Source organism: Nocardia sp. KT25-26 (assembly GCF_056627695.1).
This window is the reverse complement of record NZ_CM152813.1, coordinates 853,039-878,210: the sequence shown is the minus strand read 5'-3', so window position 1 is coordinate 878,210 and position 25,172 is coordinate 853,039. Positions and strand designations below refer to the sequence as shown.

At 68.8% G+C, this 25,172-nt stretch carries 26 protein-coding genes; 15 read left to right on the top strand and 11 right to left on the bottom strand.

What is annotated here, in order from left to right; all coding sequences use genetic code 11:
• The first annotated feature begins 20 nt into the window (after positions 1-20).
• Positions 21-548, top strand: coding sequence for a DUF2505 domain-containing protein (locus AC1HFH_RS04045; protein ID WP_480246092.1), 528 nt, complete (start codon positions 21-23; stop codon positions 546-548).
• Positions 549-640: 92 nt separating this feature from the next.
• Here the strand turns inward: AC1HFH_RS04045 and AC1HFH_RS04040 are convergent, their stop codons facing one another.
• Complete coding sequence (locus tag AC1HFH_RS04040; RefSeq protein WP_480246091.1) at positions 641-895, bottom strand: hypothetical protein; 255 nt, start codon at positions 893-895, stop codon at positions 641-643.
• Between the two features lie 91 nt (positions 896-986).
• On the opposite strand from AC1HFH_RS04040, the gene AC1HFH_RS04035 reads away from it, so the two are divergent.
• Positions 987-1,805 (top strand): class I SAM-dependent methyltransferase, encoded by an 819-nt coding sequence (locus AC1HFH_RS04035; protein ID WP_480247693.1) that lies wholly within the window; start codon positions 987-989, stop codon positions 1,803-1,805.
• Here AC1HFH_RS04035 and AC1HFH_RS04030 read toward each other — a convergent pair whose 3' ends face one another.
• A complete protein-coding gene (locus AC1HFH_RS04030) occupies positions 1,806-2,414 on the bottom strand; it encodes a hypothetical protein (protein WP_480246090.1) in 609 nt (202 codons plus the stop codon).
• Positions 2,415-2,521: 107 nt separating this feature from the next.
• Between AC1HFH_RS04030 and AC1HFH_RS04025 the strand changes: the two genes are divergently transcribed.
• The gene (locus AC1HFH_RS04025) at positions 2,522-3,256 is read left to right on the top strand and encodes an LmeA family phospholipid-binding protein (RefSeq protein WP_480246089.1); all 735 of its coding nucleotides are present in this window, start codon (positions 2,522-2,524) and stop codon (positions 3,254-3,256) included.
• A gap of 52 nt (positions 3,257-3,308) precedes the next feature.
• On the opposite strand, the gene deoC is transcribed toward AC1HFH_RS04025, so the two are convergent.
• The gene (gene deoC / locus AC1HFH_RS04020) at positions 3,309-3,989 is read right to left on the bottom strand and encodes a deoxyribose-phosphate aldolase (RefSeq protein ID WP_480246088.1); all 681 of its coding nucleotides are present in this window, start codon (positions 3,987-3,989) and stop codon (positions 3,309-3,311) included.
• Between the two features lie 128 nt (positions 3,990-4,117).
• On the opposite strand from deoC, the gene AC1HFH_RS04015 reads away from it, so the two are divergent.
• Positions 4,118-4,648: a GNAT family N-acetyltransferase gene (locus AC1HFH_RS04015; protein WP_480246087.1), complete on the top strand. Its 531-nt coding sequence runs from the start codon at positions 4,118-4,120 to the stop codon at positions 4,646-4,648.
• Positions 4,649-4,755: 107 nt separating this feature from the next.
• Here the strand turns inward: AC1HFH_RS04015 and purU are convergent, their stop codons facing one another.
• From purU to AC1HFH_RS03985, 6 genes are all read right to left on the bottom strand, one after another.
• Positions 4,756-5,640: a formyltetrahydrofolate deformylase gene (purU, locus tag AC1HFH_RS04010; protein WP_480246086.1), complete on the bottom strand. Its 885-nt coding sequence runs from the start codon at positions 5,638-5,640 to the stop codon at positions 4,756-4,758.
• A gap of 354 nt (positions 5,641-5,994) precedes the next feature.
• Complete coding sequence (locus AC1HFH_RS04005) at positions 5,995-7,041, bottom strand: alpha/beta fold hydrolase (protein WP_480246085.1); 1,047 nt, start codon at positions 7,039-7,041, stop codon at positions 5,995-5,997.
• Between the two features lie 75 nt (positions 7,042-7,116).
• A complete protein-coding gene (locus AC1HFH_RS04000; RefSeq protein ID WP_480246084.1) occupies positions 7,117-7,413 on the bottom strand; it encodes a DUF2516 family protein in 297 nt (98 codons plus the stop codon).
• A gap of 71 nt (positions 7,414-7,484) precedes the next feature.
• Positions 7,485-8,144, bottom strand: coding sequence for a heparin-binding hemagglutinin (locus tag AC1HFH_RS03995; RefSeq protein ID WP_480246083.1), 660 nt, complete (start codon positions 8,142-8,144; stop codon positions 7,485-7,487).
• Positions 8,141-8,665, bottom strand: coding sequence for a helix-turn-helix domain-containing protein (locus AC1HFH_RS03990; protein ID WP_480246082.1), 525 nt, complete (start codon positions 8,663-8,665; stop codon positions 8,141-8,143). The genes AC1HFH_RS03995 and AC1HFH_RS03990 overlap by 4 nt, the downstream gene beginning before the upstream one ends.
• Before the next feature lie 89 nt (positions 8,666-8,754).
• Positions 8,755-10,083 (bottom strand): DUF445 domain-containing protein, encoded by a 1,329-nt coding sequence (locus AC1HFH_RS03985; protein WP_480246081.1) that lies wholly within the window; start codon positions 10,081-10,083, stop codon positions 8,755-8,757.
• Positions 10,084-10,353: 270 nt separating this feature from the next.
• Between AC1HFH_RS03985 and AC1HFH_RS03980 the strand changes: the two genes are divergently transcribed.
• The 8 genes from AC1HFH_RS03980 to AC1HFH_RS03945 all read left to right on the top strand — a co-directional run bounded on the left by AC1HFH_RS03980 (position 10,354) and on the right by AC1HFH_RS03945 (position 18,276).
• Positions 10,354-11,034 carry a TetR/AcrR family transcriptional regulator gene (locus AC1HFH_RS03980; protein WP_480246080.1) on the top strand — a complete coding sequence of 227 codons (681 nt, stop codon included), beginning with the start codon at positions 10,354-10,356 and terminating at the stop codon, positions 11,032-11,034.
• 148 nt (positions 11,035-11,182) lie between these two features.
• Positions 11,183-12,604 (top strand): ABC1 kinase family protein, encoded by a 1,422-nt coding sequence (locus tag AC1HFH_RS03975; protein WP_480246079.1) that lies wholly within the window; start codon positions 11,183-11,185, stop codon positions 12,602-12,604.
• Between the two features lie 19 nt (positions 12,605-12,623).
• A complete protein-coding gene (locus tag AC1HFH_RS03970; RefSeq protein WP_480246078.1) occupies positions 12,624-13,889 on the top strand; it encodes a saccharopine dehydrogenase family protein in 1,266 nt (421 codons plus the stop codon).
• Positions 13,886-14,518: a class I SAM-dependent methyltransferase gene (locus AC1HFH_RS03965; protein ID WP_480246077.1), complete on the top strand. Its 633-nt coding sequence runs from the start codon at positions 13,886-13,888 to the stop codon at positions 14,516-14,518. Before AC1HFH_RS03970 ends, AC1HFH_RS03965 begins: the two co-directional genes overlap by 4 nt.
• Before the next feature lie 36 nt (positions 14,519-14,554).
• Positions 14,555-16,006 carry an alanine/glycine:cation symporter family protein gene (locus tag AC1HFH_RS03960; protein ID WP_480246076.1) on the top strand — a complete coding sequence of 484 codons (1,452 nt, stop codon included), beginning with the start codon at positions 14,555-14,557 and terminating at the stop codon, positions 16,004-16,006.
• Between the two features lie 9 nt (positions 16,007-16,015).
• The gene (locus AC1HFH_RS03955; protein WP_480246075.1) at positions 16,016-16,861 is read left to right on the top strand and encodes a polyphosphate kinase 2 family protein; all 846 of its coding nucleotides are present in this window, start codon (positions 16,016-16,018) and stop codon (positions 16,859-16,861) included.
• Between the two features lie 123 nt (positions 16,862-16,984).
• Complete coding sequence (locus tag AC1HFH_RS03950; protein WP_480246074.1) at positions 16,985-17,713, top strand: DsbA family protein; 729 nt, start codon at positions 16,985-16,987, stop codon at positions 17,711-17,713.
• The gene (locus AC1HFH_RS03945; RefSeq protein ID WP_480246073.1) at positions 17,710-18,276 is read left to right on the top strand and encodes a vitamin K epoxide reductase family protein; all 567 of its coding nucleotides are present in this window, start codon (positions 17,710-17,712) and stop codon (positions 18,274-18,276) included. Before AC1HFH_RS03950 ends, AC1HFH_RS03945 begins: the two co-directional genes overlap by 4 nt.
• A 12-nt stretch (positions 18,277-18,288) precedes the next feature.
• Here AC1HFH_RS03945 and AC1HFH_RS03940 read toward each other — a convergent pair whose 3' ends face one another.
• Positions 18,289-19,389: a S1C family serine protease gene (locus AC1HFH_RS03940; protein WP_480246072.1), complete on the bottom strand. Its 1,101-nt coding sequence runs from the start codon at positions 19,387-19,389 to the stop codon at positions 18,289-18,291.
• Between the two features lie 102 nt (positions 19,390-19,491).
• Here AC1HFH_RS03940 and AC1HFH_RS03935 point away from each other — a divergent pair, with 102 nt between their 5' ends.
• The 3 genes from AC1HFH_RS03935 to AC1HFH_RS03925 all read left to right on the top strand — a co-directional run bounded on the left by AC1HFH_RS03935 (position 19,492) and on the right by AC1HFH_RS03925 (position 22,497).
• Entirely contained in the window at positions 19,492-20,544 is a 1,053-nt protein-coding gene (locus tag AC1HFH_RS03935; protein ID WP_480246071.1) for an NAD(P)-dependent alcohol dehydrogenase, read from the top strand.
• Between the two features lie 63 nt (positions 20,545-20,607).
• Positions 20,608-21,813, top strand: coding sequence for an AI-2E family transporter (locus tag AC1HFH_RS03930; protein ID WP_480246070.1), 1,206 nt, complete (start codon positions 20,608-20,610; stop codon positions 21,811-21,813).
• A gap of 165 nt (positions 21,814-21,978) precedes the next feature.
• Positions 21,979-22,497, top strand: coding sequence for an HXXEE domain-containing protein (locus AC1HFH_RS03925; protein WP_480246069.1), 519 nt, complete (start codon positions 21,979-21,981; stop codon positions 22,495-22,497).
• 43 nt (positions 22,498-22,540) lie between these two features.
• Here the strand turns inward: AC1HFH_RS03925 and metE are convergent, their stop codons facing one another.
• Complete coding sequence (gene metE, locus AC1HFH_RS03920; RefSeq protein WP_480246068.1) at positions 22,541-24,865, bottom strand: 5-methyltetrahydropteroyltriglutamate--homocysteine S-methyltransferase; 2,325 nt, start codon at positions 24,863-24,865, stop codon at positions 22,541-22,543.
• Between the last annotated feature and the right edge of the window lie 307 nt (positions 24,866-25,172).

Below are 25,172 nucleotides of genomic sequence, written 5' to 3'. Positions count from 1 at the left end.
CCCCGGTAACGTGTGCGGACATGGCACGTCGACTGGACTACTCCGCTCGGTACCCGCTGCACACCACCGAAGAGCTGTACGCGGCGCTGACCGACCGGGACTACTGGGAGGCGCGCGTCGCGGAGATGCGCAAGTACACCCCCGACAACGAGATCGTCACCCATGAGGTGAGCGACGACGGTATCGAGGTCGTACTGAACCATGTGCTGCCCCGGGAGATGCTGCCCGAGATCGCGCAGACGGTGATCCGCAAGGACATGGTGATCACCCGCAAGGAGAGCTGGGGCCCCTACGAGGGCGACGACACCGAGGGCGAGTTCTCCGCCTCGATCCCGGCCGGCCCCGGCAGCCTGCGCGGCACCATCAGCCTGTTCGGCACCGACACCGGCGCCACCATGCGCTTCTCCCCCGAGGCCAAGGTCTACATCCCCATGGTCGGCCCCCGCCTGGAACAGCTGATGCTGGTCAACCTGGTCGATCTGTTCCGCGCCGAACAGGAGGAGACCGAGAAGTGGCTGGCCCGCGAAACGCAGGCCGAAAGCAACTGACCTCGGTCAGACCACTGCGGCACCCACGCGTTCGGCGCGCCGCCGGATGATGTGCGCCACCCGCTCCGGGTCCTGGTGGCGGGCGACCGGGATCACCGACTCCGGAAAACCGCCTGCCGTGATGACGAAATCAGATGCGCCCGCCGGGCCTGCCAGGTACGACTGTCCGGCTTCACCATCCACTGCTCATACAGGATCACCTCCCTGTCCGTCTCACCGGCACCGGCAGGAATCCGGTGCACGAGCCGACGAATCAGCACGGTCAGGCCCAGCAGCACGATCGACACGATCGCGAGTTTCGCCGCGACAACAACGAGTTCGAGCAAGATGACGTTTCGGGACCCCACGATCAGAGCGTACTCACCCGGTGGGGTGGTTCGACCGACCGGAAACCCACTCGGTGCACAGGTCGCTACGATCCCCTCGATGGTCGAGAGAATGTCCCGGACGCGCCCGGTAACCGAACACCCGGGCACCGGGGCGGGCAGACCTGTCGGAACGATCACCCGGGGGACCACCGGGGTCAATCGGCTGCGGCGTAGTGATCGGTGGCTGATGCACGACGATGTCGTCGCCGGGCGGCTGGGTGCCGCGGCCGATCCGCTGGTGGTGGATCTGGGGTATGGGGCGGCGCCGTGGACGACCGTGGAACTGGCCGGGCGGCTGCGCCGGGTCCGGCCGGATGTTCGCGTTGTCGGCCTGGAGATCGATCCCGGGCGGGTGGTGCCGGACCGGGACGGGGTGCGCTTCGCCCGCGGCGGATTCGAACTGGCCGGGCTGCGGCCCACACTGGTGCGTGCGTTCAACGTGCTGCGCCAGTATCCGGAGGATGCGGTGCCGCAGGCCTGGCGGACCGTGCTCGGCAATCTGGCGCCGGACGGGCTGCTGGTCGACGGCACCTGTGACGAGCTCGGCCGGCGCTGCGCCTGGGTGCTGCTGGATCGCGCCGGGCCGCGGTCGCTCACCCTTGCCTGGGATCCGTTCACCGTCGACACCCCGTCGGACCTCGCCGAGCGCCTGCCGAAGGCGCTGATCCACCGCAATGTCCCCGGCGAGCGCATCCATCACCTGCTCACCGCGGCCGACCGCGCCTGGGCGCACGCCGCACCCCTGGCCCCGTACGGCCCCCGCATCCGCTGGCGGGCCGCCGCCGACCAACTACGGGCCGAAGGACTACCCGTCCACCACTACCGGCGTCGGATGCGCGACAACGTGCTGTCGGTGCCCTGGTCGGCCGTAGCGCCCGCCGAACGGTAGTCAGCTCTCGGCGAGGGCCCGCCGTAGCCGGGCAGCCGCCCAGGGTGGCAGGGTCGTGCACGCACCGCGCAGATCTGCGCCCGCACAGCGGTGGATGGCGACGGCATCGGCCACCACCTCGTCCAGCGCGATCTGGGCGATCTCGCTCTCGGCCAGGTCCAGCACCGTGCGCACCGGGGTGGTCACCAGAAACGGGCCTGCCGATTCGACCTCCCGTTCCGGCAACCGGCGGCGGGCCAGCACCAGCCGCGGCGTCACCGGAGCCCGGCCGGCGTGTACCGACAGATGCAGGAACCGGGGCTGCAGGCGGCCGATCCCGTGCAGCTCGGCGGCGCTCTGGTGCGATACCGCCGCGGCGCCGTCGAACCAGGCCGCCCACATGGCCAGCTCGTCGAGTGGTCCGTCGGGCCAGTCGGCCAACCGCAGCATGCCCACCCCGGCCCGGGCGATCGATCCGTCGTCCAGCCCGGCGCGGACCCGGTGCTCACATCCGGTCCGCAGCACCTGCCGAGTGGTGAAGAAACCGGAGTGCCGGCCCGCCATCCGCAGCAGTACCCGCCACCGGTGGTCCGCTGTCCCCGTAACCCGGCGTGCTGCCTCGCCAGCCATGCCGACCAGAATACGCGCCCGACTGTGCCTCAGGTCACAATTGCTGCCCGAGAGCTTTCACCGGCCCCTCATAGCTCGCTCAGAAAGCTGCGGAAGAATCGGTCGGCATGAGCACGCAGACCCCAGCCCGCAAGCCGGTCGGCCGCCGCACCCTGCTGCTCGCACTGACCGGAGTGGTCGTCCTGTTGATCGTGACCGTCCTGGTCGGTGCGGAAGCCTACGCGCGCCAGCAGATCTCCCGCTGTATCAGCGGACAGTTCGAACAGGAGATGGGGTCCAGCATCGATGTGGGCTTCGGCGCCAAACCGATGCTGCTGACCTATTTCGACGGCCGGATCGACTCGGTCACCGTGGACAGCGAGGACAACCGGTTCGGTCCCGCCGTCGGCATGGTGGTGCATGCCGAATTCGAGGACATCGAGGTCGCCGACCAGGGTCGCGGCGGTGGTTCGATCGGCAGTTCACATGCCGACGTGACCTGGGACAACGACGGGATCACCCGCACGCTGGGCGGTATGGTCAGCGGAGTCGCGTCCTCGGCCGGTACCGGCCTGCTCACCCTGGATGTGCTCGGCGGACTGGCCCAGCTGGAGGTCCGGCCGGTGATCGAGAACGGCAATGTCACGGTGGAGACCGAATCGGCCCACCTGCTCGGGATCGGCCTGCCCACCGATCTCGTCCAGAGCATCGTCGAAACCTTCACCGAAAGCCTGCAGAGCTACCCCCTGGGACTGCAGCCCACCTCGATCCAGGTCACCGACGACGGCATCGAGGTCGAGCTGACCGGAGGCCGCACCGAACTGGCCGCCGACCCGAACGCCGGAACCGACTTCCGCTGCTGACCGGAAGATTCCGTGGGGACGGCAGCACCGGCCCGCCGGGCCGAACCCGGATTCAGTCCCAACCTGCCAGAACTTCCCGGGACTTCGACAGCCCCAGCCGGGTAGCGCCCGCATCGAGGAGTGCCACCGCCTGTTCGGCGGTACGGATGCCGCCGCTCGCTTTGACACCCAGCCGCCCCTCGACGGTTTCGGCCATCAACCGCACCGCCTCGACACTCGCGCCACCGGCCGGATGGAAGCCGGTGGAGGTCTTCACGAAGTCCGCGCCCGCCCGCATCGCCGCCCGGCAGGCCAGCACGATCGCCTCGTCGGGCAGGGCCGCGGATTCGATGATCACCTTCAGCACCGCCCGATCACCGATCGCCTCCCGCACCGTGACGATATCGGCGACCACGGCCGATTCGTCCCCGGCCAGCGCCGCGCCGATATCGATCACCATGTCCACCTCGGCGGCACCCTGATCGACGGCCAGCCGCGCCTCGGCCCCCTTGACCAGGGAGTGGTGCTTACCGGACGGGAAGCCGGCCACGGTGGCCACCACCAGGCCGGGCGCCCGCACCGGCAGCATCGACGGCGAGACGCAGACCGCGTAGACGCCCAGTTCGCGGGCCTCGGCGATCAAGGCAGCCACCTCGGCGGGCTGCGCCTGCGGCGCCAACAGGGTGTGATCGATCAGGTCGGCCACGTCCTGCCGAGTACGTTCCGGATGCGACTGCGCTGCGGTTTCGCTCACGGAATGCACCCTACGGGCCGGTTACCGCGAATTGCATTGCCCCCCGGTCGCGGCTTACCGCACACTGATGTGGTGCCCACCCGATACCGCTTGTCTCCCGCCGAGGCGCCTGCCACGGCTCCGCTGCCGTGCTGATCCGGCGCGAGAACACCGCGGACGTCGCGGCCATCGACGCCGTGCACCGCAGTGCGTTCGCCGCACACTACGCCGCCGATCCGGCGATCGGGGAGCCGCCGGAGGTCGCGCTGGTGCACCGGCTGCGCAGCGATGAGGCATGGATTCCCACGCTGTCGCTGGTGGCCGTCGAACACGATGCGGTGGTGGGGCACGTCTGCCTGACCCGCGCCTCGGTCGGGCCGTTCCCGGTGCTCGCGCTCGGGCCGGTCGGAGTGGTCGCCGAAGCCCAGGGCAACGGAGTGGGCTCGGCGTTGCTGCACGCCGCACTCGGTGCCGGGGATGCGCTGGACGAACCGCTGGTCGGCTTGGTCGGGGAGCCCGAGTATTACCGGCGATTCGGGTTCGCGCCCGGCGAGCGGCTCGGCATCGCACCCGATGTCGCGGACTGGGCGCCGTACTTCCAGATTCGCCCGTTCTCCGGATACGAGCCCCAGATCACCGGTTCGTTCCGCTACGCCCAACCGTTCTACGACCTGGGCTGATTCGCATACGGCGAGCGGCCGGCCACGGCGGTGCATCGGATTGTGTGGTCGTGCATCGCCGGCGGTGCACGACCACACAGTTCGATGCAAGGTTCTCGGGCGGTCGGCTATTCGAAGACGACGGTGCGGCGGCCGTGCACCAGGACCCGGCCCTCCAGGTGCCAGCGCAGGCCGCGGGCGAGCACGACGCGTTCGATATCGCGGCCCTGCCGCACCATGTCGCGCACCTCGTCGGCGTGGTCGACCCGGATCACGTCCTGTTCGATGATCGGGCCCGCATCCAGCTCCGCGGTCACGTAGTGGCAGGTGGCGCCGATGAGTTTGACCCCGCGGGCGTAGGCCTGGTGATACGGCCGGGCACCGACGAAGGACGGCAGGAAGCTGTGATGAATATTGATCGCCCGGCCGGCCCAGTGTTCACACAACGCGGCCGGTAGCACCTGCATGAACCGGGCCAGCACCACGGCATCCGGATCGTGCGCATCGACCAGCTCGCGCACCTGCTCGAATGCGGGCCCGCGTTCGGCCGGATCCTTCGGGAACGGAACATGGTGGAATTTCACGCCGTGCGCCTCGGTGATCGCCGCCAGGTCGGGGTGATTGCCGATCACCGCCTCGATGGTCGCCGGCAGCTCCCCAGCCGCGGCCCGGCCGAGCAGATCGTGCAGGCAGTGCCCGTCCTTGCTCACCAGCAGCACCACCCGGCGCGGGGCGCCGGAATCCAGCAGATCCCATTCCGTCTCCGGCCCGAAATCCGCCGCCACCTCGGCGAACCGGGTGCGCAGCTCGTCCAGCCCGAACGGCACGGTGGCGGCACTGATCGCCTGGCGGGTGAAGAACCAGCCGGTGTCGGAGTCGGAGTGGTATCCCGCCTCGACGATCGAGCCGCCGAATCCGGCGATGAACGAGGTGATCCGGGCGATGATGCCCGGCCGGTCCGGGCAGCCCAGCGTGAGCACGATCCGGCGGTCGTCGGGGGATGGAGCACTCATGAAGCACATCCTCGCAGGTCGTACTCGGCGTCGACGGACCGGCACCGGGGGCCGCAGCGCACCGTCGCCGACTCGGCGAGTCGGCCGGCCAGGTAGCCCAGCCCTGTTTCACATCGATATCCGATCAGATCGCACGCGCGGCGACGGCCGATGGATCGGCCGGTGGACGAGATCGGCCCCGGCGGAGATCTCGTGGCACCCGGTCGGCCCCGCATCGTCGGCTGCGCGCTCCCGGAAGGTCGCCGGGAGCCACTTGCGGTTGTTGTTGTGGCGCGCACCGGCGGGCGGTTCCGGCCCGGGAAGCTCATGCTCGCCGATGGCCATGTCCCCGGAGCCGGTACCGACAGTCCGGAATCAAGCGTAGGCGAGCTCGCGCTGCCGCCCGTGCGCGGTGGCCAGCAGGTCGGCGAGTTCGGCGTCGAACAGGTCGCGCCGTTCCACATTGCCGAGGTGGCCGGTCGGGAAGATACGGTGGCGCACCAGGGCGCCGGTGTCGTAGAGCAGGGCGGCGAGGCGCTCGGAATGCAGCGGGGGCAGCAGGTCGTCGTGCGCACCGGCCAGGACGACCGTCGGTACCGTGAGCTGCCGGGCCGCATCGCCGAGGGCGAGCTCGGTCATCAACAGTCCGTACCGGGACCGGATCAGCACGGGGCAGGAACGGATGATGTTCAGCCCGAATTCCAGCACGTCCGGCGGAGCGTCGAGGGTTTCGACCTGCCGGGCGAACAGCCATTTCACCGGCGCGATCGGCGCCAGCGCAACCGGCGCCCCGACGATGGCGCGGGCCAGCCACTCCGGCGCCGGTACCGAACGGCCACCGAGCCAGGACAGCGGTTTGTTGAAGCCGGGGACCATGGTGGACACCTCGACGGTGCTGTGTGCGGCGGTGTTGGTCAGCAGTACCGCCGCTGCCTGCCGCTCGACCTGTTCGGGGTAGCGGGCGGCCCAGGACAGCAGGGTCATCCCGCCCATGCTGTGCCCGGCGAGCACGGCCTGCTGGCCCGGCAGCAGCACCGCATCGAGGACATCGGCGAGATCGTCGGCGAGGACGTTCATGCTGGGTGCGGCGTATCCGTGCCGGCTCTCGCCGTGGCCGCGCTGGTCGTAGGCGACCACGCGGTATTCCCCGGCGAAGGCGTTGATCTGCGGATTCCAGTACTCGATGGCGCAGGCCCAGCCGTGCACCAGGACCAGCACGGGAGCGTCCTTCGGGCCGTAGGCGTGCACGCGCAGCCGGGCGCCGTCGGCAGTGGTCACCGCGATCTCGTCGGGCGTCACGGCCGGCTTGTTGAACGCTGCGGTCGCGTAGGTACGGGTCCGCAGGTCGGCTCGGTGGGCCGCGAGCACGGTCTTGACCTTGCCGGTGAGTTTCGACAGGGCCGGCGGCAGCGTTGCGCGCATCGGGACACTCCTTTGTGTTACTACCCGATACGGTAACTCCGATTTACACCAAAGCCAAGGGTCGATCCGGTTCGGCTACCACCGCGGACCGCGCTGCACCTCGTCCACCTTCGGGCGCACATCGGCCAGATAGATACCGGTGGCAATGATCGAGATGAACGCGAACAACCCCAGCCGGCCGGGGGTGAGGATCAGGAACAGCAGCGCACCGGCGAGGATCGCCAGCCAGATCGGCTTGGTCAGCTTGTCCACCGCGGTGAAGGCGTCGGGACGCTGCCGGATCGCGTGGATCAACGCGAAGACGACGGCCCCCAGGGCCACCACCCACAGCACGAAGTAGATGGTTCCGGTCAGCATGAGTACAGACGTCACTTCTCCATGGTAGAAGCAGCGACCCCCGCACATGACTCATGTGCGGGGGTCGCTGTTTCGAAGTCTGCGAATCAGGCCTTCTTCGGCGCAGCCTTCTTGGCCGGCGCCTTCTTGGCGGCGGTCTTCTTGGCCGCAGGCTTCTTCGCGGCCGGCTTGGCTGCGGTCTTCGGCGCCTCCGGCTCGGTGGTCACGGCCACGACCTCGGCCTCCACCACCGGTTCGGCAGCCGCATCGGCCTCGACCTGCTCGGCGCGGCCGATCAGGTCACCGAAGCGGCCCAGCACTTCCTCGGCCCGCGAGGACGCGTCCTTGTAGAGCCCCTCGACCCGGTCGATCTGCTCCTCGACGAGGTGGTTGGCGCGCAGCCGCTCCACCGTCTCCTCGCCACGCTCGGCGAGGTCGGAGTACATGTCGACGACCTGGCGGTAGTACTGGTCGGCCAGCTTGCGCAGCTCCTCGGTGGTGAACTTCTCGCGCAGCTCGGCGAGGTCCTCGGGCAGTTCCGAGGGCAGGCCGGACAGCCGCTCGCGCAGCGAGTCGAACTGGGTCTGGACATCGGAGGGCACCGCGGCGATGCGCTCGCGGGCCTCGTCCACCCGGGCGTTCACATCGGCGGCACCGACCCGGCCGCGCACCTCGGCGACCACATCGTTGACGGCGGCGTACAGCGCGTCACCCGCACCGACGGTGGCGTACAGCGACTTGGTGACGGTCGCGTTCTTTTCGGTCATGTGTCTTCGTTCTCCTGGCGTGACGGAGTGTCTGCTGGCGTGTCCGAGGCGGACCCCGGCCCCGGGACTGCACTGTCCCGGACGTTCCCCCCTGAACCGGTTTCGTCGTTCTCCCTGCGGAACGATTCGTAGATCTCCAGCAGCACCTGCTTCTGCCGTTCCGTCACCGAGGTGTCGGCCAGCAGAGCATCCCGGACCGGGCTGTGCGGACGCTGCTCGAGATATCCGGCTCGTACGTACAAGACCTCCGAGGACACCCGCAGCGCCTTGGCGATCTGCGTGAGCACTTCGGCCGATGGGTTGCGCAATCCGCGTTCGATCTGGCTCAGGTACGGATTGCTCACCCCCGCCAGAGCGGCGAGCTGACGGAGGGACACCTGCGCGGATTCCCGCTGAGCTCGGATGAAACCGCCGATGTCCTGCGCCGCGTGCACGACGCGGCCCGCCTTGTCTCCGGCCTCCGTGGACGGGTCCACGGCAGGCTCGGGGTGCTGAGCGGAAACCTCGGAATGGTCTGCCATCACTCACCTTCTGGCTTGTACGGATTCGATGCTAGGACAGCGTGCTAACTATTGCAAGCACTTTTGTTAGCGCTCGTTCGGCAACCGAACTAGTGGAACAGCAGATCGGAGACGGTGTAGATGGTCAGCCCGGCCAGCGAACCCACCACGGTCCCGTTGATCCGGATGAACTGCAGATCGCGCCCGACCTGCAGTTCGATCTTCTTGCTGGCCTCCTCGGCATCCCAGCGCGCCACCGTGTCGGTGACCAGCGTGGTGATCTCCGCGGAGTAGTTGCCGACCAGGTACCGGGCACCCCGATCGATCCAGCCGTCCACCTTGGACCGCATCTCCGGGTCGTCGCGCAGCCGCTCGCCGAGCTGTTGCACGTTCTCGGCCACCTTGCGGCGCAGCGTGCTGTCCGGATCGTCGGCCGATTCCAGGATCAGCCGCTTGGCGGCCCGCCAGGTCGCCTCGGCCAGGCCGGTGATCTCGTCCCGGCCCATGATCTCGGCCTTGACCTTCTCGGCCTTCGCGATCATCGCCTCGTCGTGCTGCAGATCGTCGGCGAAATCCTCCAGGAACCGGTTGGCCGCCAGCCGCACCTCGTGGTCCGGGTTCGAGCGCACCTTCCAGGTGAACTCGACCAGCTCCCGGTAGATCCGCTCGGCGAGCAGCACGTTGACGAATTTGGGCGCCCACTGCGGCGCATCCCGCAGCACGATCCGGTCGATCGTCTCCTGACTGCCCAGCGCCCACTGATGAGCCCGCTCGGCCAGCAGGTCCAGCAGCGGCAGCTGCCGGTTGTCGGCGATCAGCTCGCTGAGCACCCGGCCGATCGGCGGCCCCCACTGCGGTTCGGCGATCCGCTTGACGATGGTGTTGTCGATGACCTGCTCGACATCCTCGTCGCGCAGCACCCCGACCACCGCGCGCAGCAGCGTCGAACTCTCCTGCGCCACCCGCGCCGCATTGCGCGGTTCGGCCATCCACCGGCCCACCCGCCAGGAGATCTGCGCGGACGCGAGTTTCGCCGACACCACATCGGGCGCGAGGAAGTTGGCCCCGACGAAATCGCCGAGGCTCGCGCCGAGCTGATCCTTCTTCTTCCGAATGATCGCCGTATGCGGAATCGGCAGCCCCAGCGGATGCCGGAACAGCGCCGTCACCGCGAACCAGTCGGCCAGGGCGCCGACCATCCCCGCTTCCGAGGCCGCCCGCACATAACCGACCCAGGCCCCGGCACCACCGCGGGTCTCCAGCCAGCGGCAGTACAGATAGATCGCCGAGGCCAGCAGCAGCAGCCCGGTGGCCAGGGCCTTCATCTTCCACAGGTCACGCCGTTTGGCGGCTTCGTCGGTCAGCATCGCGAAGCCGGTCGCCGCGACGGGCGCGGGGCGCGGCGGCAGGACCGACGTGTTGCCGGGAGCTTTCTCCATGGCCCCATTCTGCTGTGCCCCGCAACGGTCCGCCGCGACACGTCCGGCACGCCGTCGAGCTCCCCACCGGACGCCACCGAATCGTTCGTTTCCGATAACCAGCGCGTAAGGTGAAAATGTGGTAAATGCCGCACCCTGGGCGAAACGTGGGCATCGACACCCATCACCCGCTTAAGCTGGAGACCGACCCGAACCGATCGACCGAGGGGGCCCACGCTGTCCACCGAAGACCTTGTCGAGATCGGCGAGCGCACCGAACGCGCGGCGCCGGTGCGTGGCGGCGCGGTCGACGGCCGCAAACGCCGGTGGCGCCAGCACAAGATCGACCGGCGCGAGGAGCTGGTCGACGGCACGCTCAATGCCATCCGGGCCCGCGGCAGCCAGGCCGGAATGGATGAGATCGCCGCCGAGATCGGCGTCTCCAAGACCGTGCTCTACCGCTACTTCGCGGACAAGAACGACCTGGTGCACGCCACCATGGAACGGTTCATCGAGACCACCCTGATGCCCCGGATCTACGGCGCGATCACCCTGGACGCCGACGAGTACCAGCTGGTGCGCGCCGCGCTGACCGAATATGTCGGCACCGTCGACGACGATCCGGAGATCTACCGCTTCATCATGAACAACTCTGCCGGCGACCAGTCCTCGCTGGCCGAGTTCGAGCGGCTGTTCGCCGAGGTGGTCACCGTTGCCATGGTCGACCGGGCGGGTGCGCGGGGCGTGCAGACCGACGGCGCGATGCTCTGGTCGTATGTGGTGGTCGGCGGGATCCAGCTGGCCACGCACTGGTGGACCACCACCAAGACGATGTCCCGCGAGACCGTCATCGACTACCTCACGATGATGACCTGGAGCGCCATCGAGGGCATCGTCCGGCACGGCGGCTCCCCCGACCTGTTCAACGCCAAGTCGCACGCGATGCCCGATCCGGAGCCGCCCCCGGCTTGAGCTACTCACGGGTACCGGCCCCTTCGACATCCGGGCTTCGTTGGCTACGCTGAGTCCCACACGATGGCTGTGTGATGAGTCACCCGTAACGACCGGTTGCGGGCAGCTCCACGGCCAGTCGCGCGTCGGCACCAACGGAGGTACCTCGATGGCCAAGCACGTGCCGACTTCTCGGCTCGCTCGCGGCACCAAACTGGGCGCGGTGGCAGCCGGTTCGATGCTGCGCAAGCAGCGCACCCGGCTGTCGATGCGCGGCAGATCCGAGGCGGTGCGCGCGCAGATGGCCGAGGAGTCGATGCTGCGCACCACCGAACACATCGTCATGGTGCTGGGCACCATGAAGGGCGTGGCCATGAAGCTCGGCCAGATGATGTCGGTACTCGATCTCGACCTGGTTCCCGAGGACCACCGGGAACGGTTCCAGCAGCGGCTGGCCGTGCTGCGCAATGCCGCCCCGACGGTGACCTTCGAGGCGATGAAAGCGGTGATCGAGGAGGACTTCGGCGGCGATCTGACCACGGTCTTCACCGAATTCGATCCGGAGCCGGTGGCGGCGGCCTCGATCGGCCAGGTGTACCTGGCGACCCTGCGCGACGGCCGACGGGTGGCGGTGAAGGTGCAGTACCCCGGGATCGATGTCGCAGTGCGCGCCGATCTGAAGAACCTGACGATGCTGCGCCGGATCCTGACCTCGGCCATGCCGTGGATCACCCCCGCGGTCCTGGACGAACTGCGGCTGAACATGGAGGCCGAACTCGACTACCAGGCCGAGGCCGCCACCCAGCTGGCGATCGCCGAACTCTACGACGGGCATCCGTTCATCCGGGTGCCCCGGTCCATACCGGAGTTCTCCAGTACCCGGGTCCTGGTCAGCGAGTACGTCGAAGGCATCGGCTTCGAACAGGTACAGCAGCTGCCGGCCGCCGACCGCGACCGGCTCGGGGAGATCATCTACCGCTTCTATGTGGGTTCGCTGTTCACCTTCGACGAATTCTGCGGCGATCCGCATCCCGGCAACGTATTGCTGGCCGACGACGGCCGGGTGGCCTTCTTGGATTTCGGGCTCTTCACCCGGATGGACCCCAAACACGTGCAGTTCGAGGCGACCTGCCTGCGAGCCGCCGCCGAGGACCGGGCCGAAGACCTGCAGCAACTGATGATCCAGCGCGGGGTGATCGAATCGGCGGAACAGGTCGGCGCCGAGGAATGCCTCGAATACGTCCTCTCGGCATCGGAATGGTGTCTGGTCGACGAAGAGCTGACCATCACTCCCGAATTGGCCAGCGGCGCCTTCCTGCTCGCGGTGGACCCGCGGGCCGCCGAGTTCACCGGGATGAAACAGCAGAACCTGCCGCCGGAGCACCTGTTCTCCCGGCGCGCGGACTTTCTCACCTTCGGCATGCTGGGCCAACTCGGCGCCACTGCGAATTGGCATCGCATCGCCCGGGAATGGCTCTACGGTGACCCGCCGGTCACCGAACTGGGCCGCGCCCACCACCGATGGCTGACCGAGCGACATCCGAAGGCCGCCCGGGCGCTGGCCCGCGCCCGCAAGACCGCCAAGCCGTGACCCTCGACGAAAGAACCTGATGTCCGATACACGTGAATTCGACCTGATCCTCTTCGGCGCGACCGGTTTCGTCGGCAAACTCACCGCCGAATACCTGGTCGATGCGGCACCCGACGGCGCCCGCATCGCCCTGGCCGGGCGTTCCCCGGAGAAGCTGGCCGCGGTGCGCACCGAGCTCGGCGCCGGCGCCGCGAACTGGGAACTGGTCCAGGCGGATTCGAACGATCCCGAATCGCTGGCCGCGCTGGCCGCCCGGACCCGCGTGGTGGTCACCACCGTCGGCCCGTACCTGCGCTACGGCAAGGCCCTGCTGGGTGCGTGCGCGGCGGCCGGTACCCATTACGCCGACCTGACCGGCGAACCACTGTTCATCCGCGATGCGATCGACGAATACCAGGAGACCGCCGTCGAATCCGGCGCCCGGATCGTTAACTCCTGTGGCTACGACTCGATTCCGTCGGACCTGAGCGTCTACGAGATCTACCGGCGCAGCCTCGCCGACGACACCGGCGAACTCACCGACACCACCCTGGTCGCCTACCTCAAGGGCGGAATGAGTGGCGGCACCATCGATTCCGGCCGGGCCCTGATGGAGGACACCGCCGCCGACCCGGCCCGTGCCCGACTGCTGGCCCACCCGTACACGCTCAGCCCGGACCGCAGCCTGGAACCCGATGTGGGCCGGCAATCCGACCAGACCCTGACCCGCGCCGAGAACATCGACCCGAGCCTGCACGGCTGGGTCACCACCTTCGTGATGGCCGCGCACAACACCCGCATCGTGCGCCGCAGCAATGCCCTGCTGGGCTGGGCCTACGGAAAACAGTTCCGGTACCGGGAGGTGATGAACGCCGGATCGTCGGCCGCCGCACCGCTGGTCGCGGCCGGGGTCGCAGGCGGCATCGTGGCCGGGCTGGCCACCGGCGCGGTGCTCTCGCGGGTCTCGTTCGGCCGCCGGTTGCTGGACCGGGTACTGCCGAAGCCCGGCACCGGCCCCAGCGAGGAGTCCCGGCGCAGCGGCTGGTTCACCATGAAGACCTTCGCGCACACCAGTTCCGGGGCGAAGTATGTCGCCACCTTCGCCGGTCAGGGCGATCCGGGCTACCAGGCGACCGCCGTCCTGCTCGGCGAGAGCGGCCTGTGCCTGGCCTTCGACGGCGAACGGCTGCCGCAGGCGGCGGGCGTACTCACCCCGGCGACCGCGATGGGTGAGCCGCTCACCGAACGACTGCGCGCCGCCGGGATGACGATCGAGGTGGAGCGGGCACCCGAAGGGCGCCGATGAATCTCGCCCGGCGGACCATGAACGCACCGGCCCTGGCCGCGGTGTACGAGCGCGCCTGGCGGCCGGCGCTGTTCTACCTCGCCAGCGGCCGCAGCACGGACCGGGACCGCCGGGATGCGGTCCACGAGCTGCGGCTCGGCGGTAATGCGAAAGTGCTCGACCTGGCCTGCGGGCCGGGCAACTTCGCCCGGTACCTGAGCGAGGAACTCGGCGGCGCCGGCCGGGTGGTGGGCCTGGACTATTCGGAACCGATGCTGGACCGGGCCCGCCGGGACAACTCCGGCCCGCGGGTCGGATATGTGCGCGGCGACGCCCGGCGGCTGCCGTTCGCCGATGCGACCTTCGATGCGGTGTGCTGTTTCGGCGCCCTGTACCTGATTCCGGATCCGGAAGCGGCCACCCGGGAGATGATCCGGGTGCTCGCCCCGGGTGGCCGGATCGCGATCAGCACCAGCTACGCCGTGCCCGGCCCGGTCGGCACCGTGAGCAGATACGCAGGCGGGCTCGGCGGGCTGCGGCTGTTCGATGCGAGCACCTTCCCGGAGTTGTTCGCGGCGGCCGGGTTGACCGAGGTGGATCAGCAGATCCACCGGTTCATGCAATATGTGAGCGCGACCCGCCCCGACTGAGCGCGGAAACCCATTTCCCGGCGGTAGCCTGCCGAGGTGGACACCCTGAACTCGTTCATCGTCGATGTCAACGATCTGTTCTGGACATGGTTGCTGATCCCGTTGGTGGTGGCCGCCGGCGTCTACTTCACGGTGCGTACCGGGGTCGTCCAATTGCGCCTGTTCCCCGAGATGCTGCGGGCGGTGACCGAGCGCGGCAAGCCGGCGGCGGACGGCAAGCGGTCGGTATCGGCGTTCGGCGCGTTCACCATTTCGGCGGCCGCCCGGGTCGGCACCGGCAATATCGCCGGCGTCGCCACAGCGATCACCCTCGGCGGTCCCGGTGCGGTGTTCTGGATGTGGGCGATGGCGGTGCTCGGCGCATCCTCCGCATTCGTCGAATCCACCCTGGCCCAGTTGTACAAGGTGCCCGAACGCGAGCCCGGCACCTACCGGGGCGGTCCGGCGTACTACATGGAGCGCGGCCTCGGCCGCCGCTGGCAGGGTGCGATCTTCGCGGTGGTCATCACGGTCACCTTCGGGCTGGTGTTCAATGCGGTGCAGGCGAACACCATCGTGGTCACCACCCAGGGGTCGCTCGGCGATCCGGACGGTTCCTGGTTCGCGCCGCTGCTGGGCATGCTGCTGGCCGGATTGCTGGCCGCGGTGATCTTCGGCGGGGTGCGCCGCATCGCCTGGGTCACCGAACGCCTCGTCCCGCTGATGGCGGTGCTCTACATTCTGCTGGGGCTCGCGGTGCTGGTGCTCAATGCCGAACAGCTGCCGACCGTCCTGGCCGATATCGTCGGCGGAGCGTTCGGCTTCCGGGAGGTCGCCGGTGGTGCGATCGGCATGGCGATCCAGCAGGGCGTGCGGCGCGGCATGTTCTCCAACGAGGCAGGGCTGGGTTCCTCCCCGAACGCCGGTGCCGCCGCCGAGGTCTCCCATCCGGTGAAGCAGGGCCTGGTCCAGGCGCTCGGCGTCTTCTTCGACACCCTGCTGATCTGTTCGATGACCGCCTTCATCGTGCTGAGCACCGACCCGGACCTCTCCGAACGGCACGGCGCCGACCTGACCCAGAGCTCGCTGGAGATCACCCTGGGCACCTGGGCGGGGCATGCGCTGACCTTCATCGTGTTCATGCTCGCATTCAGCTCGATGATCGGGAACTTCTACTACGGCCGATCGAATGTCGAATTCCTGACCGGGCGACCACAGGTGCTCACCGCATTCCGGATCGCGGTTCTGCTGGCCGTCTTCGGTGGCGCGCTGGGTTCGGTGAGCCTGGTCTGGAACCTGGCCGACGTTTTCATGGGGGTGATGGCGCTGGTGAACCTGGTCGCCATCATTCCGCTCGGGACGATCGCCTTCCGGCTGCTCCGCGACTACCAGGAACAGAAGCGGGCCGGGCGCGACCCGGTGTACGTGCATCGCAGCGAAATCGCCGACCCGGCCGGAGTGACCTGCTGGCAGCCCGAGAAGGCGGCCGCTCCCACCGATCGGGTGTAAGGATTGAGCATGGGCAAACACTGGGACCAGCCGGCTCGGCACGCATTGCAGGCCGAGGGGATTCGGGTGGCCGAACTGGACACGTCCAGCACGCCCGGCTTCAGCGGCGACAAAGCGGCGGGCAAGGAACTACTCGCCGAACGCGGCGACGTGCTCTCCGAGTTGCAGGAGAAGCTCTTCGCCGGTGGCCGCACCGGCGACGACCGCAGCGTGCTGCTGATCCTGCAGGGTATGGACACCGCCGGTAAGGGCGGCATCGTCCGGCATGTGATCGGCTCGGTGGACCCGCAGGGCGTCGATCACGCCTCGTTCGGCGTTCCGACCGAGGAGGAGCAGCAGCACGATTTCCTGTGGCGGATCCGCAAACAGTTGCCCCGGGCCGGGCAACTCGGCGTCTTCGACCGATCCCACTACGAGGATGTGCTGGTCGCCCGGGTACACAACTTGGTACCGCCGAGCGTATGGGAACCGCGCTACGACCGGATCAACGAATTCGAGAAGGAACTGACCGAGGCCGGAACCACCGTGGTGAAGGTCGCGATGTTCATCTCGCTGGACGAACAGCAGCAGCGGCTGCGGGAACGGTTGGAACGCCCCGACAAGCATTGGAAGTTCAGTCCCGCCGATATCGACGAGCGCGCCTACTGGACCGCCTACCTGGAGGCCTATCAGGCCGTGCTGGACCGCACCGACACCGAATACGCACCGTGGTACGTGATACCGGCCGACCGGAAGTGGTATGCCAGGCTGGCGGTCACCGAATTGCTGATCGACGCACTGGACCGGCTGGACCTGAAATGGCCCGTGGCCCGGTTCGATGTGGCAGAACAACTGCGGCGACTGGATACCGCCTGACGCCGGGACGCGCCGAGGCGATGCACGCGCTGTGGAAACTCTCAGGATCGCCGCGCATGATGTCATTCGGAAAACCCGCCCGCGGGCGAAGAGTAGCCGGACACCGAAAGGGTTGAACTACAGATGGCCACCCCGAAGAACCCCCTGAAGGCGGCCGAGGCAGCCGACCGCCGGCGCAAGCTGCTCACCCAGGTCGCCGTCGCGGGTGTGCTGATCATCCTGATCGCGGCCATCGGGGTGTGGATCGCGATGCGCAATTCCGACAGCGGCACCGGTGGTGCCCGCCCCGCAGTGACCGGTGCGGTCACCGAATCCGGCTCGGTCCTGGTCGGCAATCCGGAGGCGCCGGTGAAGGTGCGGGTGATCGAGGATCTGCAATGCCCGGGCTGCAAGGCCTTCGAGGCCGCCAACGGCGAGGCCCTGGCCGACGCCGCGGCGGACGGCAGCGCAGTGATCGAATATCAGGTGATCTCCTTCCTGGACGGCGCGTCGAGCACGCAGTACTCGTCGCGGGCCGCGAACGCCGCCTACTGCGTCGCGGAGTCCGATCCGGCGAACTACCAGAACTGGCTGACCTCGATGTTCGAGCAGCAGCCGGCCGAGGGCACCGCCGGACTCAGCAACGACGAGCTCATCGAGATCGCCCGGGAAGCCGGCTACACCGACCCGGCGGTGGCAACCTGCATCAACGACAAGCCGTACGAGCAGTTCATCGCCGACACCACCCGGGATGTGCTGGGCAGCGGCGTGGAGTCGACGCCGACGGTGTTCGTCAACGATCAGAAGGTCGATCAGACGGCGCTGTTCACCGAGGGCGGGCTGCGATCGGTCATCGAGGCTGCGACCGAATGATCGCGGCACCCGTGCGAGCGGCCTGGGTGCTGCTCCTGGCCGGGCTCGGTGGCTGGATCGCCTCGTTCGTCCTGACCGTCGAGCGGTTCAAGCTCTTCACCGACCCCGGATACACCCCTTCGTGCAGCATCAACCCGATCCTCTCCTGCGGGTCGGTGATGGAGACGGAGCAGGCCGCACTGTTCGGATTCCCCAACCCGCTGCTCGGCATCGTCGGCTTCTCGGTCGTGGTCACCATCGGGGTGCTGGCCGTGGCCGGCGCCGGGATGCCGCAATGGTTCTGGGGCGGCCTGTGGCTGGGCACGCTGGCCGGTATCGCGCTGGTCTGCTGGCTGATCTTCCAGAGCCTGTACCGCATCGACGCCCTGTGCCCGTACTGCATGGTGGTGTGGGCGATGATGCCGTTGCTGTTCGCGGTCACCACCGATCAGGTGTGGGGTGATTCCCGCAGCCCGATGCGGATCGTCGCGGAATGGCGCTGGACCATCGCGGTGGTCGCCTATGCCGTGGTACTGCTGCTGGTCTTCCTGCGGTTCCAGGATTACTGGCTGTCGCTCGTGTAAGTGATCGCCGGGTCAGCGCGGCGTTCCCTCGGCGAGCACGACCGATACGATGCGGCGTTCCCCGTCCGGGGTGAGCACCTCGAGCCGGACCTCGTCGTAGGGCGCTCGCGCGTCGATGGCGGCGCGCAACTCCCGGGCACCGGGGACGACCGTATCGTCGATGCCGACGATCACCTCGCCGGCGGCCAGCCCGGCGCCGCGAGCCGGGTACCCGTAGCGGACGAAGTCGATCCGGGCGCCGGTCGGCCGTTCATCGGACACCAGCACCCCGAGGGCCGCCGTGGGGCCGACATGCACGGTGTCGCTACCGACGCCGGAACGGATCTGCTCGACCACCCGCAGCGCCGTGTCGATCGGCACCGCGTACCCGGAATCGGGCCGCGCCGCCCGGGTGTCGTCGGGTGCCCGGTCGCCGGATGCGGCCGTGACCACCCCGACCAGCGCACCGGTGGCGTCGGCCAGCGCGCCACCGGACTGCCCCGATTCCACCGGTGCCCCCACTTCGATCATCCCGGTGAGCGCCTTGCGGCTGCCGTCGGCCGCGTTCACCGCGACGATCGTGGCATCCAGGTCCAGGATCCGGCCCGGCAGCGCCGCCGGCTCACCACCGGCACCGCCGGCATTGCCGACGGCCAGCACCTCATCGCGGATCCGCAGGTCGCCGGAGCTGCCGAGCCCGATCGGCGCCAGGCCACCGGCCTCGGACAGGGCCAGCAGCGCGATATCGGTGGTGGAGTCGTAACCGAGCACCTCGGCCGGGTAGACCCGGCCGGTGTCCACCGCGGTCACCTTCACCTCGGTCGCGCCTTTCACGACATGGTGGCTGGTCAGCACCTGGCCGTCGGCGGTGAGCAGCACCCCGGACCCGGCCGCGCCGGACCCGCGCAGAATCGAACCACCGGTCGACACCTCGATGTGCACCATCGACGGGCGGACGGCCGCCGCCACCGACACCACATCCATCGGCGGCAGCGGGGGCCGCGTGGTGAGCACGAAATCGGCACGATCCGCCGTTCCGGGGCCGGCCGGCCAGTCACCGCGATAGCCGACGAACCCCAGCATCGCGACGACCGCGACGACCATCACCAGCAGTGTGCGTCCCGTTCGGCCCACGAGACCTCCCTCCACGCCCGGTCGATCCCATTGTCCCTCACCCGGCGGGCGGGCCGACGTGTTCGGTTGGCAATCGGCGCATGCACCGGTAGGCATGTAGCCATGACCACCGCGGCTGCCTACGCCCTGCCCGCCCCCGACGCAACGTTCGGCAAGATCGCCATCGACCGTCGCGAACCCGGGCCGCAGGATGTCCTGATCGATATCGCCTACGTCGGGATCTGCCACTCCGATATCCACACCGCGCGCAACGAATGGGGCGGTACGCAGTACCCGTGCGTACCCGGACACGAGATCACCGGCGTGGTGGCCGCGGTCGGCGCCGAGGTGACGAAGTTCCGGGTCGGCGACCGGGTCGGCGTCGGCTGCCTGGTGAACTCCTGCGGCATCTGCGCACCCTGCCTGGCCGGTGAGGAACAGTACTGCGACAACGGCGCGACCTGGACCTACAACAACCCGGTCCCGGAGACCGAACAAACCGGTGGCTACACCCTGGGCGGCTATGCCACCCGGATCGTGGTCCGGGAGAACTTCGTGGTCACGATCCCGGACGGGCTCGGGCTCGATGTCGCGGCGCCGCTGCTGTGCGCCGGCGTCACGCTGTATTCGCCGCTGCGGCACTGGAACGCCGGGCCCGGTACCTCGGTCGCCGTCATCGGCATGGGCGGCCTGGGGCATATCGGCGTCAAGATTGCCGCCGCGCTGGGTGCCGACGTCACCGTACTGAGCCAGTCCCTGCGCAAACGCGACGACGGGCTCCGGATGGGCGCCGGGCACTACTACGCCACCGCCGACCGGCAGACCTTCAAGAGCCTGCGCGGCAAGTTCGACCTGATCATCAACACCGTCTCCGCCGAGCTGCCGATGGACGACTATCTGAAGCTGCTCGCGCTGGACGGCACGCTGGTCATCCTCGGCCTGCCCGAGAAGCCCATGCAGCTGCACGGCCGGAATCTGGCCGGTCGCCGGCGCAGCCTGGCCGGTTCGATGATCGGTGGCCTGGCCCAGACCCAGGAGATGCTGAACTTCTGCGCCGACCACGGCATCGGGGCCGAGATCGAGCTGATCGCCGCGGACGAGATCGACGCCGCCTACGACCGGGTGGTGGCCGGCGATGTCCGCTACCGGTTCGTCGTGGACGCCGGCACCATCTGACCGGCCACCCGACACCCGTCCCGATGGACGGTGAACCCGCCGGTGACCGGTTAACGTAACCGGGTGGCTGTGCAAGGCACCTCATCGCCGGACGATTCCGGAAGCACGCGGGCGCTGCCGGATTGGTGGACGACCCGGACGCCGCCGCGCTGGCTGCCGCGGGCCCTGCTGCAGGTGCTACTCGCGGTAGCCGGGCTGATCGCGGCGTTCTGGGTGCTGGGGCAGCTGCAGAACTTCCTGACCATCCTGCTGGTCTCGCTGTTCCTGGCCTTCGCCATCGAACCTGCGGTGAACTGGATGGCGGCCCGCGGGGTCCGACGCGGAGCGGGCACCGCCGTCGTGTTCCTGGTACTGCTCGCGGTGACCACCGCATTCATGGTCACCCTGGGTGCACTGCTGGTCGACCAGGTCACCACCCTGGTACAGAATGCCCCGGGCTACGCCGACAGCCTGGTGGACTGGGTCAACGACACCTTCAACGCGGAACTGTCCGGAACCGACATCACCGAATGGGCCTCGGAGTGGAGTTCCACCATCGAGGGCTATCTGGTGGACCTGGCCGGCAACGCCTGGGGTATCGGCACGACCGCCATCGGGGCGTTGTTCCAGCTGCTCGGGGTGTTGCTGTTCACGTTCTACTTCGCCGCCGACGGACCCCGGTTCCGCAATGCCGTCTGCTCGCTGCTGCCACCCCGGCAACAGAAGCACGTGCTGCGGGCGTGGGATATCGCGGTCGAGAAGACCGGCGGCTACATCTACTCGCGCGCCCTGCTGGCGCTGTGCTCGGCGGTCGCGCACTACGTCGCACTGCGGGTGCTCGATATCCCGTCCGCGTTCGCCCTGGCGCTCTGGGTGGGCGTGGTCTCCCAGTTCATCCCGACCGTCGGCACCTATCTCGCCGGGGCGCTCCCGGTGATCGTCGCCCTGGTGCACGACCCGCTCTCGGCGCTGTGGATCCTGCTGTTCATCGTGCTGTACCAGCAATTCGAGAACTACGTCCTGCAACCGCGCATCACCGCCACCACCTTGGATATGCACCCTGCGGTGGCCTTCGGCGCGGTGATCGCCGGCGCCGCCTTGCTCGGCCCCACCGGCGCCCTGCTCGCCATCCCGGTCACCGCCACCGTCCAGGGCTTCGCCGCGGCCTACGTGAAGCGCTACGACCTGACCGACCCGGCGCCGGAACCGACCCGGAAGCGGCGGAAGAAGCGGTCCGCGCCGGACCGGGCGACGCCGGCCGACGGTGCCGGGAGCAGTGCGGACGACTGACCCAACGCCTGCACCACCCCGTACCGATTGCGCTATTCGCGCACAACCGGCGTCGATCGTGCCGGAACGGGCTGTTTCGGGCCGAAAGTGTGCGAATAGCGCAGTCCGCTTCCGAACCGGCACAGGTGATCGACGGCGGGACGCCTGTCAACTATCGTCTGACATGTGTCAGACGATAGTTTCCACCGCTCGATCGACCCGCGCCTCACCTGGGGTCTACTCGCCGCCTGGGCGGTGCACGATCTCGAAGAACTGATCACCATGCCGGGCTGGACGGCCCGCCATGCGGGCGAAGTCCCGCGCTGGGCCGCACGCAATTCCTCCCCCGGGCATGCCGCACTGGCGATCGCAACGATGGGCGTCGCAGTCGCCGGCGCCTCGGCCGCCGGCGCCCGGAGCGCCGGCGAATCCTGGTTCTACCAGGCCGCCCTCGCGGGATTCGGCCTGCACGGGTTCGGGCATCTGCTACTCAGCGCCCGGTTCCGCGGCTACACCCCCGGCGTCGCGACCACGCCGCTCGTGGTGCTCCCGTTCAGCGCCTGGGCATGGCAACGGCTGGGGCGCACCGGGATACGCCGCCCCGCGGGCGGCACCGGTATCCGAGCAGCAGGCGTACTGGCGGGCAGCCTGGTGGGCGCGCATCTCACCGCCACCGTCCTGCGCGCCGGGCTCCGGAGGGGTTGAGCCCGGCACCGGGTGAAACCACCGCGGTACCGGCCGGGTCAGCTCAGTCGGCCGAGGCGGCGGCGCGGCGGCGCAGGCGACGGGCGGCGGCGACCATATTGCGCAGCGAGGGCTCCAACTGCCAGTAGTGGCGGGTTTTGAGGCCGCCGTCGGGGTTGGCCCACAGGCGTTCCGGGGTGACGGCTGCGGCGGCCGCGGTGAGCAGCTCGTCGAGTTCGTCGATATCCGGGATCCGCGCGGAACGGCTCTCGTAGACGCCGGGGCCGACGCCGTGGCTGAGCCCGTGACCGGTCTCGGCGTCCTCCTCCAGGGCCTTGAGCACCCACTCCACCGATCGGGTCGCCACGATCGCGGTGACGTCGGCGTCCAGGCGTTCGATGGCGTCGACCACCTCGGTGCGGCCGGAATAGCCGATATGCGTGTGGATCTGGGTGTCCGGCCGGACACCGGAGGTGGCGAGCCGGAACGCGGCCACCGCCCAGCGCAGGAATTCGGCGCGGCCCTCCGGCCGCGGCGGCAGCAGCTCCCGGATGGCGGGTTCGTCGACCTGGATGATCGCGATCCCCGCCTTCTCCAGGTCCACGACCTCGTCCCGGACGGCGAGCGCCACCTGGTCGGCAGTTTCGTAGAGCGGCTGATCCTGCCGGACGAACGAGCGGGCGATCATGGTCACCGGCCCGGTCACCATGCCCTTGACCGGCCGGTCGGTGAGCGACTGCGCGTAGCTGGTCCACTCCACCGACATCGGCGCGGGCCGGGACACGTCGCCGTAGATGATCGGCGGGCGCACGCAGCGCGAACCGTACACCTGCACCCAGCCGAACCGGGTGGTGGCGAAGCCGTCCAGCTGCTCGGCGAAGTACTGGATCATGTCGTTGCGCTCGTGCTCGCCGTGCACCAGCACATCCAGGCCGATGTCCTCCTGCAACCGGATGGTCGCCTCGATCTCGGCCTCGACCTGTTTGCGGTAGTCCTCGTAGGCGAGCCGGCCCTCGGCGACCTCGTAACGGGCCTGGCGCAGCTTGCCGCTCTGCGGGTACGAGCCGAGCGTGGTCGCGGGCACCAGCGGCAGGTCCAGCCGCTCCTGCTGGGCCGCGCGCCGCACATCGTAGGGTTCGCGGGAACGCATGTCCTCGGTGATCGCGTACACCCGCTGCCGGACGGCGTGCTTCTGCTTGAAATGCACCTCGGTGGGGCGTTTGCGCCAGCTGTCCGACGGGCCTTCGGTGAGCGCCTTGGCCAGCGAAACCACCTCGCCGACCTTCTGTTTCGCGAAGGCCAGCCGGTCGGCGACATTGCCCTCGATATCGTATTCGGCCAGCACGTCGTAGGGCACGTGCAGCAGTGTGGTGCCGGTGGAGACCACCAGATCCGGGCACACCTTGGCGAGGGATTCCAGGTAGGTCAGCGTCACGTAGCGGTCGGCGCGCCACACATTGGTGCCGCTGATCACGCCCGCGTACAGCCGCTTACGGCCGATTCCCGGCACGGCGGCCAATTCCTCCGGAGTGATCCGGTAGGAGGCCAGGTCCAGGCCGATCGCCTCGACACCGGTCTGCGCCAGGATGCGCAGCGCCTCACCGAAATCGCCGTACTGGCCGGTGACCAGCATCCGCGGCCGCAGCGGCGCCTTCGACAGCCGCTGATAGGCGCGTTCGAAGGCGGCCAGCGAAGCCTCGCTGCGCTCGCTGGTGAAGCAGGGCTCGTCGAGCTGCACACAGGTGGAGCCGCGCTTGGCGAGGATCTCGAACAGTTCCTCGTACACCGGCAGCAACCGGTCCAGCAGTTCCAGCTTGTCGAAGCCGCCGGATTCACCGGGGACATGGCCGGACTTGGACAGCAGCAGCAGCGAGACCGGGCCGAGCACCACCGGGCGCAGTTCGATACCGCGCGCCTTGGCCCGGTCCCATTCGTCGAGCAGGGCCTCCGGGTGCAGCGAGAACTCGGTGTCGGCGTCCAGTTCGGGCTGCCGGTAGTGGTAGTTGGTGCCGAAGAACCGGACCAGTTCCAGCGGCGGCAGGTCGGGCCGGCCACGCGCCATCAGGAAGTAGAAGTCGAGCGGGTCCAGTTCCTTGCCGTCCGGGCCGACCCGGTAGGGCTCGAACCGGGACGGCACCGCCCCGAACATCAGCGCGTTGTCGAGAACATGATCGTAGAAGGAGAAGGTGTTGCCCGGCACCTGGGTCAGGCCGGTGGCAGCCAGCTCGTCGAACTGCCGCTCCTGGATGTCGCGGCGCACCGCGAGCAACTCCTCGCGTTCCAGCGAACCCCGCCAGTACGCCTCGAGCGCCCGCTTGAGCTCCCGATGCGGACCGATCCGCGGATACCCCAGAACGCTGGACCCGTATCCCTCGGTGACGTTGACCATGACGGGACACTCCCTTTCTGAACCTGCACGGCAGCCCGGCCCTCCCGGACCACCGCACTCGCTGCGCTCGCTACCGGTGAGCCGACCTCTCGACCCACCCTCTCAGCAGCTTATGCCGCCGAATCAATTCCTCGCTGCACGCCCCGCAAACTCCCGGCCGCCTGCGTGCCACGGCCGGAGTCCGCCCTGGGCGGCCGCACCCGATCATGCCGGGCCGCATCGGCCCGGGACACCACGCGGAGCCCGGCCCGCTTCGGCTCATCCGCCGCGAGCCCAACCCACTCGGATCCGGTCCGCCGCGTTACGC

Bases quoted from the DNA above. Each gene is read 5' to 3' on its own strand.
- AC1HFH_RS04045 (WP_480246092.1), top strand. From the start codon at position 21: ATGGCACGTCGACTGGACTACTCCGCTCGGTACCCGCTGCACACCACC.
- AC1HFH_RS04035 (WP_480247693.1), top strand. From the start codon at position 987: ATGTCCCGGACGCGCCCGGTAACCGAACACCCGGGCACCGGGGCGGGC.
- AC1HFH_RS04030 (WP_480246090.1), bottom strand. From the start codon at position 2,414: ATGGCTGGCGAGGCAGCACGCCGGGTTACGGGGACAGCGGACCACCGG.
- AC1HFH_RS04025 (WP_480246089.1), top strand. From the start codon at position 2,522: ATGAGCACGCAGACCCCAGCCCGCAAGCCGGTCGGCCGCCGCACCCTG.
- purU (WP_480246086.1), bottom strand. From the start codon at position 5,640: ATGAGTGCTCCATCCCCCGACGACCGCCGGATCGTGCTCACGCTGGGC.
- AC1HFH_RS04005 (WP_480246085.1), bottom strand. From the start codon at position 7,041: ATGCGCGCAACGCTGCCGCCGGCCCTGTCGAAACTCACCGGCAAGGTC.
- AC1HFH_RS03995 (WP_480246083.1), bottom strand. From the start codon at position 8,144: ATGACCGAAAAGAACGCGACCGTCACCAAGTCGCTGTACGCCACCGTC.
- AC1HFH_RS03990 (WP_480246082.1), bottom strand. From the start codon at position 8,665: ATGGCAGACCATTCCGAGGTTTCCGCTCAGCACCCCGAGCCTGCCGTG.
- AC1HFH_RS03985 (WP_480246081.1), bottom strand. From the start codon at position 10,083: ATGGAGAAAGCTCCCGGCAACACGTCGGTCCTGCCGCCGCGCCCCGCG.
- AC1HFH_RS03975 (WP_480246079.1), top strand. From the start codon at position 11,183: ATGGCCAAGCACGTGCCGACTTCTCGGCTCGCTCGCGGCACCAAACTG.
- AC1HFH_RS03970 (WP_480246078.1), top strand. From the start codon at position 12,624: ATGTCCGATACACGTGAATTCGACCTGATCCTCTTCGGCGCGACCGGT.
- AC1HFH_RS03965 (WP_480246077.1), top strand. From the start codon at position 13,886: ATGAATCTCGCCCGGCGGACCATGAACGCACCGGCCCTGGCCGCGGTG.
- AC1HFH_RS03955 (WP_480246075.1), top strand. From the start codon at position 16,016: ATGGGCAAACACTGGGACCAGCCGGCTCGGCACGCATTGCAGGCCGAG.
- AC1HFH_RS03950 (WP_480246074.1), top strand. From the start codon at position 16,985: ATGGCCACCCCGAAGAACCCCCTGAAGGCGGCCGAGGCAGCCGACCGC.
- AC1HFH_RS03945 (WP_480246073.1), top strand. From the start codon at position 17,710: ATGATCGCGGCACCCGTGCGAGCGGCCTGGGTGCTGCTCCTGGCCGGG.
- AC1HFH_RS03935 (WP_480246071.1), top strand. From the start codon at position 19,492: ATGACCACCGCGGCTGCCTACGCCCTGCCCGCCCCCGACGCAACGTTC.
- metE (WP_480246068.1), bottom strand. From the start codon at position 24,865: ATGGTCAACGTCACCGAGGGATACGGGTCCAGCGTTCTGGGGTATCCG.